Annotated in this window: 18 protein-coding genes; 17 read left to right on the top strand and 1 reads right to left on the bottom strand. The window is 55.7% G+C overall.

The features are described 5' to 3' along the window. Positions 1-22 precede the first annotated feature (22 nt). Both fabB and PUZ33_RS11485 read left to right on the top strand, forming a co-directional pair. Positions 23-1,240: a beta-ketoacyl-ACP synthase I gene (fabB, locus tag PUZ33_RS11490; protein ID WP_013098145.1), complete on the top strand. Its 1,218-nt coding sequence runs from the start codon at positions 23-25 to the stop codon at positions 1,238-1,240. Between the two features lie 68 nt (positions 1,241-1,308). Continuing rightward, positions 1,309-2,487, top strand: a complete 1,179-nt coding sequence (locus PUZ33_RS11485) for an MFS transporter (RefSeq protein WP_047023797.1) — start codon at positions 1,309-1,311, stop codon at positions 2,485-2,487. A 90-nt stretch (positions 2,488-2,577) separates the two neighbouring features. Here PUZ33_RS11485 and flk read toward each other — a convergent pair whose 3' ends face one another. Next, positions 2,578-3,582 carry a flagella biosynthesis regulator Flk gene (gene flk, locus PUZ33_RS11480; RefSeq protein ID WP_020690619.1) on the bottom strand — a complete coding sequence of 335 codons (1,005 nt, stop codon included), beginning with the start codon at positions 3,580-3,582 and terminating at the stop codon, positions 2,578-2,580. 113 nt (positions 3,583-3,695) lie between these two features. On the opposite strand from flk, the gene pdxB reads away from it, so the two are divergent. The 15 genes from pdxB (at position 3,696) to hisP (ending at position 17,764) form a co-directional block, all read left to right on the top strand. Next, entirely contained in the window at positions 3,696-4,832 is a 1,137-nt protein-coding gene (pdxB, locus tag PUZ33_RS11475) for a 4-phosphoerythronate dehydrogenase PdxB (protein ID WP_038984389.1), read from the top strand. A 67-nt stretch (positions 4,833-4,899) separates the two neighbouring features. Continuing rightward, positions 4,900-5,913, top strand: coding sequence for an aspartate-semialdehyde dehydrogenase (locus PUZ33_RS11470; RefSeq protein WP_013098141.1), 1,014 nt, complete (start codon positions 4,900-4,902; stop codon positions 5,911-5,913). Further along, positions 5,913-6,725, top strand: a complete 813-nt coding sequence (gene truA / locus PUZ33_RS11465) for a tRNA pseudouridine(38-40) synthase TruA (protein ID WP_013098140.1) — start codon at positions 5,913-5,915, stop codon at positions 6,723-6,725. The genes PUZ33_RS11470 and truA overlap by 1 nt, the downstream gene beginning before the upstream one ends. Before the next feature lie 28 nt (positions 6,726-6,753). Next, positions 6,754-7,413, top strand: coding sequence for a DedA family protein (locus tag PUZ33_RS11460; protein ID WP_020690622.1), 660 nt, complete (start codon positions 6,754-6,756; stop codon positions 7,411-7,413). 154 nt (positions 7,414-7,567) lie between these two features. Continuing rightward, on the top strand, positions 7,568-8,473 hold the full coding sequence (accD, locus tag PUZ33_RS11455) for an acetyl-CoA carboxylase, carboxyltransferase subunit beta (protein ID WP_013098138.1): 906 nt from the start codon (positions 7,568-7,570) through the stop codon (positions 8,471-8,473). Positions 8,474-8,543: 70 nt separating this feature from the next. Then, the gene (gene folC, locus PUZ33_RS11450; protein ID WP_274205316.1) at positions 8,544-9,812 is read left to right on the top strand and encodes a bifunctional tetrahydrofolate synthase/dihydrofolate synthase; all 1,269 of its coding nucleotides are present in this window, start codon (positions 8,544-8,546) and stop codon (positions 9,810-9,812) included. Continuing rightward, positions 9,802-10,497: a cell division protein DedD gene (dedD, locus tag PUZ33_RS11445; protein WP_014832787.1), complete on the top strand. Its 696-nt coding sequence runs from the start codon at positions 9,802-9,804 to the stop codon at positions 10,495-10,497. Before folC ends, dedD begins: the two co-directional genes overlap by 11 nt. 213 nt (positions 10,498-10,710) lie before the next feature. Then, positions 10,711-11,199, top strand: a complete 489-nt coding sequence (gene cvpA / locus PUZ33_RS11440) for a colicin V production protein (RefSeq protein ID WP_013098135.1) — start codon at positions 10,711-10,713, stop codon at positions 11,197-11,199. Positions 11,200-11,235: 36 nt separating this feature from the next. Next, on the top strand, positions 11,236-12,753 hold the full coding sequence (gene purF / locus PUZ33_RS11435; protein ID WP_014832786.1) for an amidophosphoribosyltransferase: 1,518 nt from the start codon (positions 11,236-11,238) through the stop codon (positions 12,751-12,753). Between the two features lie 90 nt (positions 12,754-12,843). Beyond that, the gene (locus tag PUZ33_RS11430; protein WP_020690624.1) at positions 12,844-13,413 is read left to right on the top strand and encodes a UbiX family flavin prenyltransferase; all 570 of its coding nucleotides are present in this window, start codon (positions 12,844-12,846) and stop codon (positions 13,411-13,413) included. A 290-nt stretch (positions 13,414-13,703) separates the two neighbouring features. Beyond that, positions 13,704-14,486 (top strand): lysine/arginine/ornithine ABC transporter substrate-binding protein ArgT, encoded by a 783-nt coding sequence (argT, locus tag PUZ33_RS11425; RefSeq protein WP_013098132.1) that lies wholly within the window; start codon positions 13,704-13,706, stop codon positions 14,484-14,486. Between the two features lie 226 nt (positions 14,487-14,712). Further along, entirely contained in the window at positions 14,713-15,495 is a 783-nt protein-coding gene (gene hisJ, locus PUZ33_RS11420; protein WP_008502592.1) for a histidine ABC transporter substrate-binding protein HisJ, read from the top strand. Positions 15,496-15,582: 87 nt separating this feature from the next. After that, positions 15,583-16,269 (top strand): histidine ABC transporter permease HisQ, encoded by a 687-nt coding sequence (locus tag PUZ33_RS11415; RefSeq protein WP_013098131.1) that lies wholly within the window; start codon positions 15,583-15,585, stop codon positions 16,267-16,269. Further along, on the top strand, positions 16,266-16,982 hold the full coding sequence (locus PUZ33_RS11410; protein WP_008502590.1) for an ABC transporter permease: 717 nt from the start codon (positions 16,266-16,268) through the stop codon (positions 16,980-16,982). The genes PUZ33_RS11415 and PUZ33_RS11410 overlap by 4 nt, the downstream gene beginning before the upstream one ends. Before the next feature lie 8 nt (positions 16,983-16,990). Further along, positions 16,991-17,764, top strand: coding sequence for a histidine ABC transporter ATP-binding protein HisP (hisP, locus tag PUZ33_RS11405; RefSeq protein WP_020690627.1), 774 nt, complete (start codon positions 16,991-16,993; stop codon positions 17,762-17,764). Positions 17,765-17,915 lie beyond the last annotated feature (151 nt).

Genomic DNA, 17,915 nt, shown 5'->3' with positions numbered 1-17,915 from the left:
GTGCGACTTACAGAGGTATTGAATGAAACGTGCAGTGATTACTGGCCTGGGCATTGTTTCCAGCATCGGTAATAACCAGCAGGAAGTCCTGGCATCTCTGCGTGAAGGACGCTCCGGGATCACTTTCTCTGAAGAGTTTAAAGATTCAGGTATGCGTAGCCACGTATGGGGTAACGTCAAACTGGACACCACCGGTTTGATTGACCGTAAAGTGGTTCGTTTCATGAACGATGCCTCTATTTATGCTTATCTCTCCATGCAGGAAGCGATCAAAGATTCTGGCCTGAGCGAAGAGGTTTACCAGAACAACCCGCGCGTGGGTCTGATTGCCGGTTCCGGTGGTTCATCCAAAGCGCAGGTATTCGGTGCTGACGCCATGCGTAGCCCGCGTGGTCTGAAAGCAGTAGGTCCGTACGTGGTAACCAAAGCCATGGGTTCTGCGGTCTCCGCGTGCCTGGCAACCCCATTCAAAATTCACGGTGTGAACTACTCCATCAGCTCTGCATGTGCGACGTCCGCACACTGCATCGGTAATGCTGTTGAGCAGATCCAACTGGGTAAACAGGACATCGTATTTGCTGGCGGCGGCGAAGAGCTGGGCTGGGAAATGGCTTGTGAATTCGACGCAATGGGTGCCCTGTCTACCAAATACAATGAAACCCCGGCTAAAGCATCCCGTACCTATGATGCGCACCGTGACGGTTTTGTTATCGCAGGCGGCGGCGGTATGGTTGTGGTTGAAGAGCTGGAACACGCTCTGGCACGTGGCGCGCACATCTACGCTGAGATCGTGGGCTACGGTGCAACGTCTGACGGCGCTGACATGGTTGCTCCATCCGGCGAAGGCGCGGTGCGCTGCATGAAGATGGCGATGCACGGCGTTGATACTCCAATCGACTACCTGAACTCCCACGGGACTTCTACGCCGGTAGGCGATGTGAAAGAACTGGGTGCGATCCGTGAAGTCTTCGGCGACAACAGCCCGGCAATCTCCGCGACCAAAGCCATGACCGGTCACTCTCTGGGTGCAGCTGGCGTGCAGGAAGCAATCTACTCTCTGCTGATGCTGGAAAATGGCTTTATCGCGCCAAGCATCAACATCGAAGAGATGGACGAGCAGGCAGCGGGCCTGAACATCGTGACCGAAACCACCGAACGTGAGCTGACGACCGTGATGTCCAACAGCTTCGGTTTTGGCGGCACCAACGCCACGCTGGTCATGCGCAAGCTGAAAGCGTAAGCGTTTGAAGGTATAGTAGAAGGGAGCCGCGAGGCTCCCTTTTTTTATGCCTGAACACGGAGTTACGCATGAAGGCCGTTATCCCTGAGAAGAGTACCCCTTCCGGGAACCTTTCCCTTTTCCGTATCGCCTTTGCGGTATTTCTGACCTACATGACCGTTGGCCTGCCGCTGCCTGTTATCCCGCTGTTTGTTCACCAGGAGCTGGGCTACGGTAATACCCTGGTTGGCATCGCCGTGGGTATTCAGTTTTTAGCTACCGTATTAACCCGCGGCTACGCCGGGCGTCTGGCGGACCAGCACGGTGCCAAACGCTCAGCGCTGCAGGGCATGTTTGCCTGCGGGCTGGCGGGCGCAGCGTGGCTGCTTGCCGCGCTTCTGCCGGTCGACGCAGCGTATAAATTTGCCCTGCTGGTGGTGGGACGTTTGATTCTCGGCTTTGGTGAAAGCCAGCTGCTGACCGGCACCCTGACCTGGGGAATGGGGCTGGTAGGCCCAGCGCGCTCGGGCAAAGTGATGTCCTGGAACGGTATGGCTATCTATGGCGCACTCGCGGCAGGTGCGCCGCTGGGGCTGTTGATCCACAGCCAGTTCGGTTTTGCCGCGCTGGCGGCCACCACCATGCTGTTACCGCTGCTGGCATGGGCGTTTAATGGCTCGGTGCGCAAAGTACCTGCCCATAAAGGTGAGCGTCCTTCCCTGTGGAGCGTAATAGGTCAAATCTGGCAGCCGGGGCTGGGGCTGGCGCTACAGGGCGTGGGCTTCGCGGTGATTGGGACATTCGTTTCACTGTACTTTATGAGCCGCGGCTGGGCGATGGCGGGCTTTACGCTAACCGCCTTTGGTGGCGCGTTTGTCCTGATGCGCGTGCTGTTCGGCTGGATGCCGGATCGCTTTGGTGGCGTGAAGGTGGCCGTGGCGTCGCTGGTGATTGAGACCCTCGGTTTGCTGCTGCTGTGGTATGCCCCTGTGGCCTCCGTTGCCCTTCTCGGAGCGGCACTGACCGGCTGCGGCTGTTCCCTGATCTTCCCGGCGCTGGGGGTTGAGGTGGTAAAACGCGTCGCGCCACAGGTGCGCGGTACGGCGTTGGGCGGTTATGCGGCGTTTCAGGACATCTCATACGGTGTCACCGGACCGCTGGCGGGGCTCCTGGCCACGTCGTTTGGCTATCCCTCTGTCTTCCTGGCGGGAGCCGTTTCAGCCGTTGTTGGGATCGTGGTGACGCTGGTGGCGTTTCGCAGGCCTTGAGCCGTTGTTGCCGGGTGGCGGCTTCGCCTTACCCGGCCTACCGTTCGGGTCGTTGTAGGCCCGGTAAGCGCAGCGCCACCGGGCAAAACATCAGGCAACCAGCCAGAAAATTGCCAGCGCAATCAGTAACGCAATAAACAGTAATCCCGGACGCGCAGAGAGGGTTCTGAAGGTCTCCACCACCGGCGCAAACAGCGGGCTATAGATCGGTTGAATATCCCTGACTTCCGGCACACCGCCTTCGCGCTCGGCGCGGCGAATAAAGATCTGATTCAGCAAATCTTGCACTTGCGCGGTGGTCAGTACCGTTTGCGGCGTGGCCTGCCAGGTCTGCTGGGCGTAATCCCGAATCACCTCAAATTCATGCGGCTCCAGCGGCTGCTTCAGTGCCGCCTGTAGCGTATGCAGGGTAGGGGTACTTTGGGTGCTCAGCGTCTGGCGAGCCTGTAGCCAGGTGACCAGATGCGTAAACTGTTTGGCCGGGATCAGCTCACCCGCTTTCACGCCGGAAAGCTCCAGCATCGACTGCCAGATAAGCTTCGTTGATTCGCCGGTGGCGGCGGCCAGCCTGGTCACCATCTGGTTCAACGTATTGTGTTCAGCAGGCAGCAGCGGACGCTCGGTTGACGGACGCTGTTGCGGTTGCGGAATGGTCAGCTGATTGGTTTGCAGCAGCGTCAGCACGGTTTTCAGCTGCTCTGGCGTTAGCTGGCTCAGGGCGGTCTGGCCAAACTGCTGGCGGATGAAATCACTGACTGCCTGACGGTTGTTGCCCTGGCTCAACAGCTCGGTCAGTTGTGCAACTATCTGGCGAGTGGTGTGATTTTGCTGTGCGGCGGTAATACGCTGATTCAGATTTTGCTCGGCCGCAGGGAAGTGGCGCGACTGCAACGGTGCATCGTTCCGGACGCCTAAATCATGCTTTACCCCGGCCCAGACTTCCGCATTTTGCTGTGAAGTGAGCGCGATCAGGCGCGTGATCAGGCGCTCCAGCACGGTGCGCTGTTGCGTGGAAAGCGGTTGTTCACCTGCAACGTTTGGCGTGACAGGGCCTTCACCCGGAGGGCGTGGTGGCGTACCTGAAATAGGCTGCATCGTCAAAAATCCTTAAAGTCAAAACTCAGCGTAAACCCGGCATGCATATATGCCTGGCGGCCAGATTATGGCACACTTGGCAGGTTTTCTTCCTCTCAAACAGGTACTCAGACGTGAAAATCCTCGTTGATGAAAATATGCCTTACGCCCGCGAGCTCTTTAGCCGCCTTGGTAATGTTAAGGCTGTCCCTGGTCGACCCATTCCGGTAAACGAGCTGGATGATGCCGATGCCCTGATGGTGCGCTCGGTGACCAAAGTAAATGAGGCGTTGCTCTCCGGCAAAGCGATTAAATTCGTCGGAACCGCAACGGCCGGGACGGATCATGTGGATGACAAATGGCTTAAGCAGGCGGGAATCGGGTTTTCCGCCGCGCCTGGCTGTAACGCCATTGCGGTAGTGGAATACGTTTTCTCTTCTCTGCTGATGCTGGCAGAGCGCGACGGTTTTGCGCTGAAAGACCGCACCGTAGGCATTGTCGGGGTGGGCAACGTGGGAGGACGCCTGCAAAAACGCCTTGAGGCGTTAGGCATTCGCACCCTGCTGTGTGATCCGCCGCGTAAAGACAACGGTGATGAAGGCGACTTCCGCCCCCTGGATGAGCTGGTTGAAGCATGTGACGTCATCACCTTCCATACGCCCCTCTTCAAAGAGGGGGCCTATAAGACGCTCCATCTTGCTGACGAGGCGCTGATCCGTCGTCTGAAGGCTGGCACTATTCTGATAAATGCCTGTCGTGGCCCGGTCGTCGATAACGCCGCGTTGCTGAAATGTCTGGAAGAGGGGCAGGATCTCAGCGTGGTGCTGGACGTCTGGGAGCCGGAGCCCGATCTCAACGTTGCGCTGCTGAACAAGGTCGACGTTGCAACCGCGCATATAGCGGGTTATACGCTCGAAGGAAAGGCCCGTGGCACCACCCAGGTCTTTGAGGCCTATAGCGCCTTTATTGGCCGCCCGCAGCAGGTGGCACTGGACACCTTACTCCCCGCGCCTGAATTTGGCCGCATTACCCTGCATGGCCCGCTCGATCAGGCAACGCTGAAAAGGCTGGTGCATTTGGTGTATGATGTGCGCCGCGACGATGCGCTGCTGCGTAAAGTGGCGGGGATCCCGGGTGAGTTTGACAAGCTGCGCAAGAATTACGTTGAGCGCCGTGAATGGTCTTCTCTGTATGTGATGTGCGATGACGCGTCGGCGGCAGCGCTGCTGCATAAACTGGGTTTTAACGCCGTTCATCACCCGGCGCATTAATGTCTTCTTAACGCTCCCTGTTGGATACTCCAACAGGGACGCTTTTTTATTTCTGGAGTAAACCACCATGTCTGAAGGCTGGAACATTGCCATTTTAGGTGCCACGGGTGCCGTGGGTGAAGCCCTGCTCGAAACCCTTGCTGAGCGTCAGTTCCCGGTGGGTGATATCTATGCACTGGCGCGCACTGACAGCGCCGGTGAGCATCTGCGTTTTGGCGGCAAATCCGTCATGGTTCAGGATGCCGCCGAATTCGACTGGACGCAGGCGCAGCTGGCCTTTTTTGCGGCAGGTGCTGAAGCCACCGCGTCGTACATTGAAGACGCGACGAATTCTGGCTGTCTGGTGATCGATCTGAGCGGCCTGTTCTCGATGGAGCCGGATGTCCCGCTGGTGGTGCCGGACGTGAACCCGTTTGTCCTGGCCGACTACCGTAACCGCAATATCATTGCGGTTCCCAATAGCCTGACCAGCCAGCTGCTGACCGCTCTTAAACCTTTAATCGACGATGGCGGTCTGTCGCGTATCACCGTGACCAGCCTGCTTTCCGCTTCTGCGCAAGGCAAAAAGGCCGTCGACGCGCTGGCCGGACAGAGTGCGAAGCTCCTGAACGGCATCCCGATTGATGAAGACGATTTCTTCGGCCGTCAGCTGGCATTCAATATGCTGCCGCTGCTGCCGGATCGTGAAGGCTCCGTGCGTGAAGAGCGCCGTATCGTCGACGAAGCGCGCAAAATTCTGCAGGACGAGGGGCTGATGATCTCCGCAAATGTCGTGCAGTCGCCGGTCTTTTACGGTCATGCGCAGATGGTAGGTTTCGAAGCCCTGCGTCCGCTGGCCGCAGAAGAAGCGCGTGATGCGTTCGGCCGCGGTGAAGACATTGTGCTCTCCGAAGAGAGTGAATTCCCGACGCAGGTTGGCGATGCCACCGGCAGCGCACACCTCTCGGTGGGCTGCGTACGGAATGATTACGGTATGCCGGAGCAGGTTCAATTCTGGTCCGTAGCCGATAACGTGCGCTTCGGCGGCGCGCTGATGGCGGTCAAAATCGCTGAAAAACTGGTGCAGGAGTATCTGTACTGATGTCAGACGTGGAACAAAAGCCGGTTCATAAAGTCGCCCTCGGTATCGAGTACGACGGCAGTAAATATTATGGCTGGCAGCGTCAAAATGAGGTGCGCAGTGTCCAGGAAAAACTGGAGAAAGCGCTCTCTCAGGTGGCGAACGAACCGATTAACGTCCTATGTGCAGGACGCACTGACGCCGGTGTCCACGGAACGGGGCAGGTGGTTCACTTTGAAACCACCGCCGTGCGCAAGGACGCTGCCTGGACGTTGGGTGTAAATGCGAATTTACCTGGTGACATTGCGGTGCGCTGGGTGAAAGCTGTGCCGGATGATTTTCATGCGCGTTTCAGCGCCACCGCGCGCCGTTATCGCTATGTCATCTACAATCAGCGTCTTCGTCCGGCGGTACTAAGCCAGGGCGTGACGCATTTTTATGAACCGCTGGATGCAGAACGTATGCATCGTGCGGCGCAGTGTCTGATTGGTGAAAATGACTTTACCTCGTTCCGTGCGGTGCAGTGTCAGTCCCGCACGCCGTGGCGTAACGTCATGCACATAAACGTCAGCCGTTTTGGCGCGTATGTGGTGGTGGATATCAAAGCCAATGCCTTTGTACATCATATGGTGCGGAATATTGTGGGCAGCCTGATGGAAGTGGGTGCCGGACACCAGCCGGAGAGCTGGATTGCAGAACTGCTGGCAGCGAAGGACAGAACGCTTGCGGCAGCAACGGCGAAAGCGGAAGGGCTGTATCTGGTCTCGGTGGACTATCCGGACCGGTTTGACCTGCCAAAACCGCCAATGGGCCCGCTGTTCCTGGCGGACTAAACAAAGGTGCAATTAAGGCTTAGACAATATGGACGTAATACGTTTTCTGATTGATTTCATTCTGCATATTGATGTTCACCTGGCGGAGCTGGTCGCGCAGTATGGCGTCTGGGTGTATGCCATTCTGTTCCTCATTCTGTTCTGTGAAACCGGTCTGGTAGTCACGCCGTTTCTGCCGGGGGATTCGCTGCTGTTCGTCGCAGGGGCGTTATCTGCGCTGCCTGGCAACGATTTGAATGTGCACGTAATGGTGGTGCTGATGGTGATCGCCGCAATTGTCGGTGACGCGGTCAACTACACCATTGGACGGGTCTTCGGTGAGCGCTTATTCAGCAATCCGGACTCAAAAATTTTCCGTCGTAGCTATTTAGATAAAACCCATGCGTTTTATGAGCGCCACGGTGGAAAAACCATTATCCTTGCGCGCTTTGTGCCTATTGTGCGTACATTTGCGCCATTTGTGGCGGGAATGGGGCACATGTCCTATCGTCATTTTGCGGCATACAACGTCATTGGCGCGCTGCTGTGGGTGCTGCTCTTTACCTATGCAGGCTACCTGTTTGGCGATCTCCCTGTAGTTCAGGAAAACCTTAAGTTACTGATTGTAGCGATTATTGTGCTTTCTGTTTTACCGGGTGTTATCGAAATTATTCGTCACAAGCGCGCGGCAGCAAAGCAAGCGAAGTAAATGCACGCAGGCGGTTCGACCACTTTTTTATCCAAATTTTCGGGCTGTTATGTTTTAATGTGCAACATTCATGGTCTGTTGGAGGCAAAAATGGCATTATTCGCCTCTTACAGCAAAACTGGCATACGACCAGGTTCAGGCAGAAAGGTTATCAATGAGCTGGATTGAACGAATTAAAAGCAACATTACCCCAACGCGTAAAGCGAGCATTCCTGAAGGGGTATGGACGAAGTGTGATAGCTGTGGTCAGGTTCTGTATCGCGCAGAACTGGAACGCAATCTTGAGGTGTGTCCGAAGTGTGACCACCACATGCGCATGACGGCGCGTAATCGCCTGCACAGCCTGCTGGACGAAGGTTCTCTGGTAGAACTGGGTAGCGAGCTTGAGCCAAAAGATGTGCTCAAGTTCCGTGATTCCAAAAAATATAAAGATCGTCTGGCCTCTGCACAGAAAGAGACCGGCGAGAAAGACGCGCTGGTCGTGATGAAAGGCACCCTGCACGAGATGCCGGTAGTGGCCGCCGCGTTTGAGTTTTCCTTCATGGGTGGCTCAATGGGTTCCGTGGTCGGTGCGCGCTTTGTGCGTGCTGTTGAGCAGGCGCTGGAAGACAACTGCCCGCTGATCTGCTTCTCCGCCTCTGGCGGTGCACGTATGCAGGAAGCTCTGATGTCCCTGATGCAGATGGCGAAAACCTCTGCTGCGCTGGCTAAAATGCAGGAGCGCGGCCTGCCGTACATCTCTGTACTGACCGACCCAACCATGGGGGGCGTTTCTGCAAGCTTTGCGATGCTGGGCGATCTGAACATCGCTGAGCCAAAAGCGCTGATCGGCTTTGCTGGTCCTCGCGTTATTGAGCAGACCGTACGTGAAAAACTGCCGCCGGGCTTCCAGCGCAGTGAGTTCCTCATTGAGAAAGGCGCGATTGACATGATCGTCCGCCGCCCGGAAATGCGCCTGAAACTGGCAAGCATCCTGGCGAAGCTGATGAATCTGCCGGCGCCGAACCCGGATGAGCCGCGCGAAGGCGTGGTAGTACCGGATCAGGAACCCGAGGCCTGATAACTGAAAAGGGCAGGGCCGGTTGGCGCTGCCCTTTTGCTTTATAAACTGTTAATGACAACCGGGCATCATGGAAAATAAAAGCATTCCCCAAGCCACGTCGCCCCTGGCCACGTGGCTTTCTTATCTGGAAAACCTGCACAGTAAAACCATCGATATGGGGCTTGAACGCGTAAGCCAGGTTGCTGCGCGTCTCGATGTGCTGAAACCTGCGCCGTTTGTTTTTACCGTCGCCGGAACCAACGGTAAAGGCACCACCTGCCGTACGCTGGAAGCTGTCCTGATGGCTGCCGGTTACAAGGTTGGTGTCTACAGCTCTCCGCACCTGGTACGTTATACCGAGCGGGTTCGCGTGCAAAACAGCGAACTGCCAGAGTCTGCGCATACGGCGTCGTTCGCGGAAATTGAAGCGGCGCGCGGTGAGATCTCATTGACCTATTTCGAATACGGCACCCTGTCGGCACTGTGGCTGTTTAAACAGGCGCAACTGGACGTGGTGATTCTGGAAGTGGGCCTCGGCGGGCGTCTGGATGCCACCAATATGGTGGATGCCGATGTGGCGGTGGTCACCAGCATTGCCCTGGATCATACCGACTGGCTGGGCCCCGATCGCGAAAGTATTGGCCGTGAGAAGGCCGGTATTTTCCGCACGAATAAGCCCGCGGTGGTTGGCGAGCCGGATATGCCGCACACCATTGCCGACGTGGCAAAAGAGAAGGGCGCTCACCTGCTGCGCCGGGGGGTGGACTGGCAGTATGAGGTTCAGAACAACGGCTGGCGCTATCGCGATGCGCAGGGAACGCTGGAAAATCTGCCCCTGCCGCAGGTACCGCAACCTAATGCCGCCACCGCCCTGGCGGCACTGCGCGCAAGCGGGCTGGCGGTGAGCGAACAGGCCATCCGCGACGGTATTCAGAATGCGATTTTGCCCGGACGTTTTCAGATTGTCAGCGACGCTCCGCGGCTGATACTGGATGTCGCACATAACCCGCATGCTGCGGCGTATCTCGCCGCGCGTCTCAAATCGTTACCAAAAACCGGGCGCGTGCTGGCGGTTATCGGTATGCTTCATGATAAAGATATCGGCGGTACGCTGGCCTGCATGGAGAGTGTGGTCGATAGCTGGTATTGTGCTCCTCTGGAGGGGCCGCGCGGTGCGACGGCTGAGCAGTTGCTGGAACATCTCGGCAAAGGCGCAATCTACAATAGCGTGGCTCAGGCCTGGCAAGCCGCGATGGCGGATGCTAAACCAGAAGATACCGTGCTGGTGTGTGGTTCGTTCCACACGGTGGCACATGTCATGGAAGTGATGGACACGGGGAGAACCGGTGGCGAGTAAGTTTCAGAACCGTTTAACAGGAACCATTGTGCTGGTCGCGCTCGGGGTGATTATCCTCCCGGGTCTGCTCGACGGGCAGAAAAAGCATTACCAGGATGAATTTGCAGCCATTCCGCTGGTGCCGAAGCCGGGCGATCGCGACGAACCGGATATGCTGCCTGCGGCGACCCAGGCGCTGCCTGCTCAGCCGCCGGAAGGGGCGGCTGAAGAAGTGCGTGCCGGGGATGCGGCCGCGCCGTCCCTCGATCCGTCTCGTCTGGCGGCGAATAACAACATCGAAATCGATCCGGTGCCGGTAGAGCAGCCGAAACCGGTTGAAAAACCGAAGCCGGTGGAAAAAACACAGCCGAAACCGCAGCGGGATAAAGCAGCAGAACAGCTGGCCGCGGCTTCAGAGACGCCGCCTGCGGCAAAACCGGCCCAGCAAGAGGCTGCACCGACGGGTAAAGCCTACGTTGTGCAGTTGGGTGCGCTGAAAAATGCCGATAAGGTCAATGAGGTAGTGGGTAAGCTGCGCAGTGCGGGTTATCGCGTTTACACTTCACCTTCCACGCCGGTGCAGGGTAAAATCACCCGTATCCTTGTGGGGCCAGAAGCGTCTAAGGATAAGCTCAAAGGCTCGCTCGGTGAGCTGAAGCAGATCTCTGGCCTGAGCGGTGTGGTGATGAACTACAGCGCGAACTGATAAGGTTCCCCTCACCCCGGCCCTCTTCCCAAAGGGGTGAGGGGGAGGGGGAGTGGCAGACGTCCAAAGAGACGTAATAAGCCAACGGCGTTGAACATTTTTTCAGCGCCTTTTTTATTTACGCGCGGGAAGGAAATCCCTACGCAAACGTTTTCTTTTTCTGTTAGAATTCGCCCCGAACTGGATGACAGGGCATTAAATCGTGGGACACATATGGTCTGGATTGATTACGCCATCATTGCGGTGATTGGTTTTTCCTGTCTGGTTAGCCTGATCCGTGGCTTTGTTCGTGAAGCGTTATCGCTGGTGACTTGGGGTTGTGCTTTCTTTGTTGCCAGTCATTACTACACTTACCTGTCTGTCTGGTTCACGGGCTTTGAAGATGAACTGGTCCGAAATGGAATCGCCATCGCGGTGCTGTTTATCGCGACGCTGATTGTCGGCGCTATCGTAAATTACGTGATAGGTCAGCTGGTCGAGAAAACCGGTCTGTCAGGAACGGACAGGGTGCTCGGGATCTGTTTCGGGGCATTACGAGGCGTGCTGATTGTGGCCGCGATACTGTTCTTCCTGGATACCTTTACCGGGTTCTCCAAAAGTGAAGACTGGCAGAAATCGCAGCTCATTCCAGAGTTCAGCTTCATCATCAGGTGGTTCTTTGACTATCTGCAAAGCTCGTCGAGTTTCTTGCCCAGAGTGTAACCCGCTCTGAGATGTGGCTTAACGAGGAAAAGACGAATGTGCGGTATTGTCGGTATCGCCGGTTTCATGCCGGTAAACCAGTCGATTTATGACGCGTTAACGGTGCTTCAGCACCGTGGGCAGGATGCTGCGGGTATCATCACCATTGATGCAAACAACTGCTTCCGTTTACGTAAGGCGAATGGCCTGGTAAACGATGTGTTTGAAGCCCGCCATATGCAGCGTCTGCAAGGTAATATGGGGATCGGTCACGTTCGTTATCCTACTGCTGGCAGTTCCAGCGCCTCTGAGGCACAGCCTTTCTACGTCAACTCACCGTATGGCATCACGCTTGCTCACAACGGCAACCTGACCAACGCGCATGAGCTGCGTAAAAAGCTGTTTGAAGAGAAACGTCGCCACATTAACACCACCTCTGATTCAGAAATCCTGCTCAACGTGTTCGCGAGCGAGCTGGATAACTTCCGCCACTATCCGCTGGAAGCAGACAATATCTTTGCCGCCGTTGCTGCGACAAACCGCCAGATCCGCGGTGCCTACGCCTGCGTGGCGATGATTATCGGTCACGGAATGGTCGCCTTCCGCGATCCAAACGGTATCCGCCCGCTGGTGCTCGGCAAGCGTGACCTGGGTGATGGCCGTACCGAATATATGGTTGCCTCTGAAAGCGTGGCGCTGGACACCCTGGGCTTCGAATTCCTGCGTGATGTAGCCCCTGGCGAAGCGGTCTATATCACTGAGAAGGGCCAGCTGTTTACCCGCCAGTGTGCAGACAACCCGGTCAGCAACCCATGCCTGTTCGAATACGTGTATTTCGCCCGTCCGGACTCGTTTATCGATAAGATCTCCGTCTACAGCGCCCGCGTGAACATGGGAACCAAACTGGGTGAGAAGATTGCCCGCGAGTGGGACGATCTGGACATCGACGTGGTCATTCCTATCCCGGAAACGTCCTGTGATATCGCGCTGGAAATCGCTCGCATTCTGGATAAGCCATACCGTCAGGGCTTCGTGAAGAACCGCTACGTTGGCCGTACCTTTATCATGCCGGGTCAGCAGCTGCGCCGTAAGTCCGTGCGTCGTAAACTGAACGCTAACCGCGCTGAGTTCCGCGACAAGAACGTGCTGCTGGTGGATGACTCCATTGTGCGTGGCACCACCTCAGAGCAGATTATCGAGATGGCGCGTGAAGCCGGTGCGAAGAAAGTATATCTTGCCTCTGCGGCGCCAGAGATTCGCTTCCCGAACGTGTATGGCATTGATATGCCTACCGCGAACGAGCTGATTGCCCACGGCCGTGAAGTGGACGAGATTCGCCAGATCATCGGTGCCGATGGCCTGATTTTCCAGGATCTGAACGATCTTATCGACGCGGTGCGCGCCGAGAACCCGGATATTCAGCAGTTTGAATGTTCCGTGTTTAACGGGGTTTACGTCACCAAAGATGTTGATCAGCAGTATCTGGACTATCTCGATTCGCTGCGCAACGACGATGCGAAAGCCGTCCAGCTGCAAAACGATCTCGAAAGCTTAGAGATGCACAACGAAGGTTAATTGTGCAGGCAAGTGAGGGCCTTCGCCCTCACTTGCAACTCCCCGCAAAATCCTGCACAGTCTGCCCTGAAATCAGTAAGGGCGAAAATCATGAAACGACTCATTGTTGGGCTTAGCGGCGCCAGTGGCGCGATCTACGGCGTGCGTCTGCTGCAGGTGCTGCGTGACGTGGCGGAAGTCGAAACCCATCTGGTGATGAGCCAGGCGGCGCGTCAGACCCTCTCCCTCGAAACCGATCTCTCCCTGCGCGATGTCCAGGCGCTGGCGGATGTGGTACACGATGCCCGCGATATCGCTGCCAGCATCTCCTCCGGCTCGTTTAAAACCGCGGGCATGGTGATATTGCCCTGTTCAATTAAGACCCTCTCCGGCATTGTTAACAGCTATACCGACACGCTGGTGACGCGTGCGGCAGACGTGGTGCTGAAGGAGCGTCGCCCTCTGGTGCTTTGCGTGCGCGAAACGCCGCTGCATCTGGGGCATCTGCGTTTAATGACCCAGGCCGCTGAACTGGGCGCGGTGATCATGCCGCCGGTGCCGGCGTTTTATCATCGTCCGGCCTCGCTCGATGACGTGATTAATCAGACAGTGAACCGCGTGCTGGATCAGTTTGATATCGACCTGCCCGAAGACCTCTTCACCCGCTGGCAGGGCGCCTGATTCTGTGCACAAACAGCGTGCATGAACAGAGACGATGCCCTGTTTCAGGGCAAAATTGCAACGGCGATCATATCCTCGACATTTAATTCGTTTTTTCCCTTTTTCTCTTTCCGGTTCGTTCGGCAGACCTGCTATCTTTCACCATTAAGGCAATATCGCAACGTTTTATTAACATATTTAACGTCGAAGTTTTGACCCGACGGCAATGTGGCATAAGACCTGCAAGAGAAGCCTGCAACACAACACACAACACAATACATAATAAAATCACGGTACTTGAGGGTAAATGTATGAAGAAGACGGTTCTGGCTCTGTCTTTGCTGGTGGGGTTAAGTGCAGCAGCAGGTAGCTACGCAGCGCTTCCACAGACAGTGCGTATCGGTACAGATGCAACCTACGCGCCATTCTCTTCCAAGGATGCGAAAGGCGATTTCGTAGGGTTTGATATCGATCTGGGTAATGAGATGTGCAAACGCATTGCGGTGAAATGCACATGGGTGGGCAGCGACTTTGACGCGTTAATTCCGTCGCTGAAAGCCAAGAAAATCGACGCCATTATCTCTTCTCTTTCCATCACCGAAAAACGTCAGCAGGAGATTGCCTTCTCTGACAAGCTCTACGCCGCGGATTCCCGTCTGATTGCGGCAAAAGGCTCCCCCATTCAGCCAACCATTGACTCCCTGAAAGGCAAGCATGTCGGCGTGCTGCAGGGGTCGACTCAGGAAGGTTATGCCAATGCAAACTGGCGTGAGAAGGGCGTTGACGTGGTGGCTTACCAGAACCAGGATCTGATTTATTCTGACCTGGCGGCCGGTCGTCTGGATGCGGCATTCCAGGATGAGGTTGCCGCAAGTGAAGGCTTCCTGAAACAGCCGGCAGGTAAAGACTACGCCTTTGCTGGCCCGTCCGTGAAAGACAAAAAATACTTTGGTGACGGCACCGGTATTGGCCTGCGTAAAGATGATACCGAGCTGAAAGCCGCCTTCGACAAAGCGTTTGCAGAACTGCGCAAAGACGGTACCTACGACAAACTGGCGAAGAAATACTTCGACTTCAACGTCTACGGTGATTGATACTCGATGATGGTGCACTGTTCTGGTGCATTGCGGGTGTGATTGATCCAATATGGTGCGTTTCGTGCACCGTATTGGATCGCTGTGTGCATACTTACGCATTTATCATGCAAAAAATCTCGCCTGAAAGGCATTAATCTTTGCCTGATGGCGTGGATTGATGGCACATTAGCACCACCCCGTCGTCGTAAAAATCACGTAAGAAGACAGTTTGTTGAGGACAGATATGAAAAAACTCGTGTTGTCGTTATCTCTGGTGCTGGCCTTTTCCAGCGCTACCGCGGCGTTCGCAGCAATTCCGCAGAAAATTCGTATTGGTACCGACCCTACCTATGCCCCGTTCGAATCTAAGAATTCGAAGGGTGAACTGGTCGGTTTTGACATTGATCTGGCCAATGAGCTGTGCAAACGCATCAAAGCGCAGTGTACCTACGTTGAGAACCCGCTGGATGCACTGATCCCATCGCTGAAAGCCAAAAAAATCGACGTTATCATGTCCTCGCTTTCCATCACTGAAAAACGTCAGCAGGAGATTGCCTTCACCGACAAACTCTATGCGGCAGATTCTCGTCTGGTGGTGGCTAAATCGTCTGACATCCAGCCAACCCTCGAATCACTGAAAGGCAAACGCGTGGGCGTGCTGCAGGGCACTACCCAGGAAACCTACGGTAATGAACACTGGGCACCGAAGGGGATTGAAATCGTCTCTTATCAGGGCCAGGAAAATATCTACGCTGATCTGACGGCAGGCCGTATCGACGCCGCTTTCCAGGATGAAGTCGCCGCGAGCGAAGGCTTCCTGAAGACGCCGGTAGGTAAAGATTACAAATTTGGCGGCCCATCCATTAAAGATGTGAAGTTGTTTGGTGTCGGCACCGGTATGGGTCTGCGTAAAGAAGACAACGAGCTGCGCGAAGCGCTGAACAAAGCGTTTGCTGAAATGCGCGCTGACGGCACGTACGACAAACTGGCGAAAAAGTACTTCGATTTTAATGTTTACGGCGGCTAATCGCCCCGTCAAATAACGTGCGGCCCCTCCCGCTCAGGGAGGGGATAAGACACGGTCCATCACTCACGATACGACAGGGCTCGCGGTATGCTGTACGGATTTTCTGGCGTTATTTTACAGGGCGCGCTTGTCACCCTTGAGCTGGCTATCAGCTCCGTGGTGCTGGCGGTGCTGATAGGTCTGGCAGGCGCAGGGGCGAAGCTTTCGGCTAACAAACCGCTGGCGCTGATTTTTGAAGGTTATACCACGCTGATTCGCGGCGTTCCCGATCTGGTGCTGATGCTGCTTATCTTTTACGGGCTGCAGATCGCGCTTAACAGCGTGACGGACGCCATGGGAATGGGGCAGATCGATATCGACCCGATGGTGGCCGGTATTATCACTCTCGGTTTTATCTACGGCGCGTACTTCACCGAAACTTTCCGCGGCGCTTATATGGCGGTACCGAAAGGACACATAGAAGCGGCGACCGCCTACGGTTTTACCTCCTCCCAGACGTTTCGCCGGATTATGTTCCCGGCCATGATGCGCTACGCGCTTCCGGGCATTGGCAACAACTGGCAGGTTATCCTCAAGGCCACGGCGCTGGTCTCTCTGCTGGGTCTGGAAGATGTGGTAAAGGCCACGCAGCTTGCCGGTAAAAGTACCTGGGAGCCGTTCTACTTTGCGGTGGTGTGTGGCGTGATCTATCTGGTCTTTACGACCGTCTCCAATGGTGTGCTGCTTCTGCTCGAACGTCGCTACTCCGTGGGTGTGAAGAGGGCTGACCTGTGATTGAGATTATTCAGGAATACTGGAAATCGCTGCTGTGGACGGACGGCTATCGCTTCACCGGCGTGGCCATTACGCTGTGGCTGCTGATCTCTTCGGTGGTGATGGGTGGCATTCTGGCGGTGTTTCTTGCCATCGGCCGCGTGTCGAACAATAAATTTATTCAGTTCCCGATCTGGCTGTTTACCTACGTATTCCGCGGTACACCGCTGTACGTACAGCTGCTGGTGTTCTATTCGGGCATGTATACGCTGGAGATTGTGAAAGGCACCGAGATGCTGAACGCCTTCTTCCGCAGCGGCCTGAACTGTACGGTGCTGGCGTTGACGCTCAACACCTGCGCCTACACCACCGAGATTTTCGCCGGGGCCATCCGCTCCGTTCCTTACGGAGAAATCGAAGCGGCGCGCGCGTACGGCTTCTCGTCGGTGAAACTGTACCGTTGCATTATTCTGCCGTCGGCGCTGCGTATCGCATTGCCAGCCTACAGTAACGAAGTGATTTTAATGCTCCACTCCACCGCGCTGGCCTTTACCGCCACGGTGCCCGACCTGCTTAAAATCGCCCGCGATATTAACTCTGCGACCTATCAGCCGTTTACCGCGTTTGGCATTGCGGCAGTGCTCTATTTGATTATTTCATACGTCCTGATTAGCCTGTTCCGTAAGGCAGAAAAGCGCTGGTTGCAGCATATAAAACCCTCTTCGACGCACTGAGAATGATGATGGCTGAGAACAAATTAAACGTAATTGATTTGCACAAACGCTACGGCGAACATGAAGTGCTGAAAGGGGTGTCGCTGCAGGCAAATGCAGGCGACGTGATCAGTATTATCGGATCATCCGGCTCGGGGAAAAGTACCTTCCTGCGCTGCATCAACTTCCTCGAAAAGCCGAGTGAAGGCTCAATTGTGGTGAGCGGGCAGAATATCAATCTGACCCGGGATAAAGACGGCCAGCTGAAGGTGGCAGATAAGAACCAGCTGCGCCTGCTGCGCACGCGACTGACAATGGTTTTCCAGCACTTCAACCTCTGGAGCCACATGACGGTGCTGGAGAACGTGATGGAAGCACCGGTTCAGGTGCTGGGTTTAAGCAAGCAGGAGGCCCGTGAGCGCGCGGTGAAATACCTGGCGAAAGTGGGTATCGATGAGCGACAGCAGATAAAGTACCCGGTGCATCTCTCTGGTGGTCAGCAGCAGCGTGTCTCTATCGCCCGCGCGCTGGCGATGGAGCCTGAAGTATTGCTGTTCGACGAACCGACCTCAGCACTTGACCCGGAACTGGTTGGCGAAGTGCTACGCATCATGCAGAAGCTGGCGGAAGAGGGTAAAACCATGGTTGTGGTAACGCACGAGATGGGCTTTGCCCGCAACGTCTCGAACCACGTGATCTTCCTGCATCAGGGGAAAATCGAAGAGCAGGGACATCCGGATGAGGTGCTGGCGAATCCGCAAAGCCCGCGTTTGCAGCAGTTCCTGAAGGGCTCTTTGAAGTAGGTTTTGCCTTTCTCCCTCTCCCCGTGGGCTGAGGGATCCCCAGTAATATGGTCATGCCACCATGACCATATTACTGTACTCTTTTCCCAGCTTTTTCATCTCGTTAACTATATTCAGCCGTCTCACTTTCCCGGGCTCATGCCGGATGACT

It is taken from the genome of Enterobacter cloacae complex sp. 2022EL-00981, from assembly GCF_028737495.1.
GTDB classification, from domain to species: domain Bacteria; phylum Pseudomonadota; class Gammaproteobacteria; order Enterobacterales; family Enterobacteriaceae; genus Enterobacter; species Enterobacter cloacae.
The sequence above is the reverse complement of the archived record's forward strand: the minus strand, read 5'-3'. Positions and strand labels throughout refer to the sequence as shown.

Coding starts and splice junctions, on each gene's coding strand:
- PUZ33_RS11470 (WP_013098141.1), top strand. CDS start 4,900: ATGTCTGAAGGCTGGAACATTGCCATTTTAGGTGCCACGGGTGCCGTG.
- PUZ33_RS11460 (WP_020690622.1), top strand. CDS start 6,754: ATGGACGTAATACGTTTTCTGATTGATTTCATTCTGCATATTGATGTT.
- hisJ (WP_008502592.1), top strand. CDS start 14,713: ATGAAAAAACTCGTGTTGTCGTTATCTCTGGTGCTGGCCTTTTCCAGC.
- PUZ33_RS11485 (WP_047023797.1), top strand. CDS start 1,309: ATGAAGGCCGTTATCCCTGAGAAGAGTACCCCTTCCGGGAACCTTTCC.
- cvpA (WP_013098135.1), top strand. CDS start 10,711: ATGGTCTGGATTGATTACGCCATCATTGCGGTGATTGGTTTTTCCTGT.
- truA (WP_013098140.1), top strand. CDS start 5,913: ATGTCAGACGTGGAACAAAAGCCGGTTCATAAAGTCGCCCTCGGTATC.
- accD (WP_013098138.1), top strand. CDS start 7,568: ATGAGCTGGATTGAACGAATTAAAAGCAACATTACCCCAACGCGTAAA.
- PUZ33_RS11415 (WP_013098131.1), top strand. CDS start 15,583: ATGCTGTACGGATTTTCTGGCGTTATTTTACAGGGCGCGCTTGTCACC.
- folC (WP_274205316.1), top strand. CDS start 8,544: ATGGAAAATAAAAGCATTCCCCAAGCCACGTCGCCCCTGGCCACGTGG.
- argT (WP_013098132.1), top strand. CDS start 13,704: ATGAAGAAGACGGTTCTGGCTCTGTCTTTGCTGGTGGGGTTAAGTGCA.
- purF (WP_014832786.1), top strand. CDS start 11,236: ATGTGCGGTATTGTCGGTATCGCCGGTTTCATGCCGGTAAACCAGTCG.
- hisP (WP_020690627.1), top strand. CDS start 16,991: ATGGCTGAGAACAAATTAAACGTAATTGATTTGCACAAACGCTACGGC.
- PUZ33_RS11430 (WP_020690624.1), top strand. CDS start 12,844: ATGAAACGACTCATTGTTGGGCTTAGCGGCGCCAGTGGCGCGATCTAC.
- fabB (WP_013098145.1), top strand. CDS start 23: ATGAAACGTGCAGTGATTACTGGCCTGGGCATTGTTTCCAGCATCGGT.
- flk (WP_020690619.1), bottom strand. CDS start 3,582: ATGCAGCCTATTTCAGGTACGCCACCACGCCCTCCGGGTGAAGGCCCT.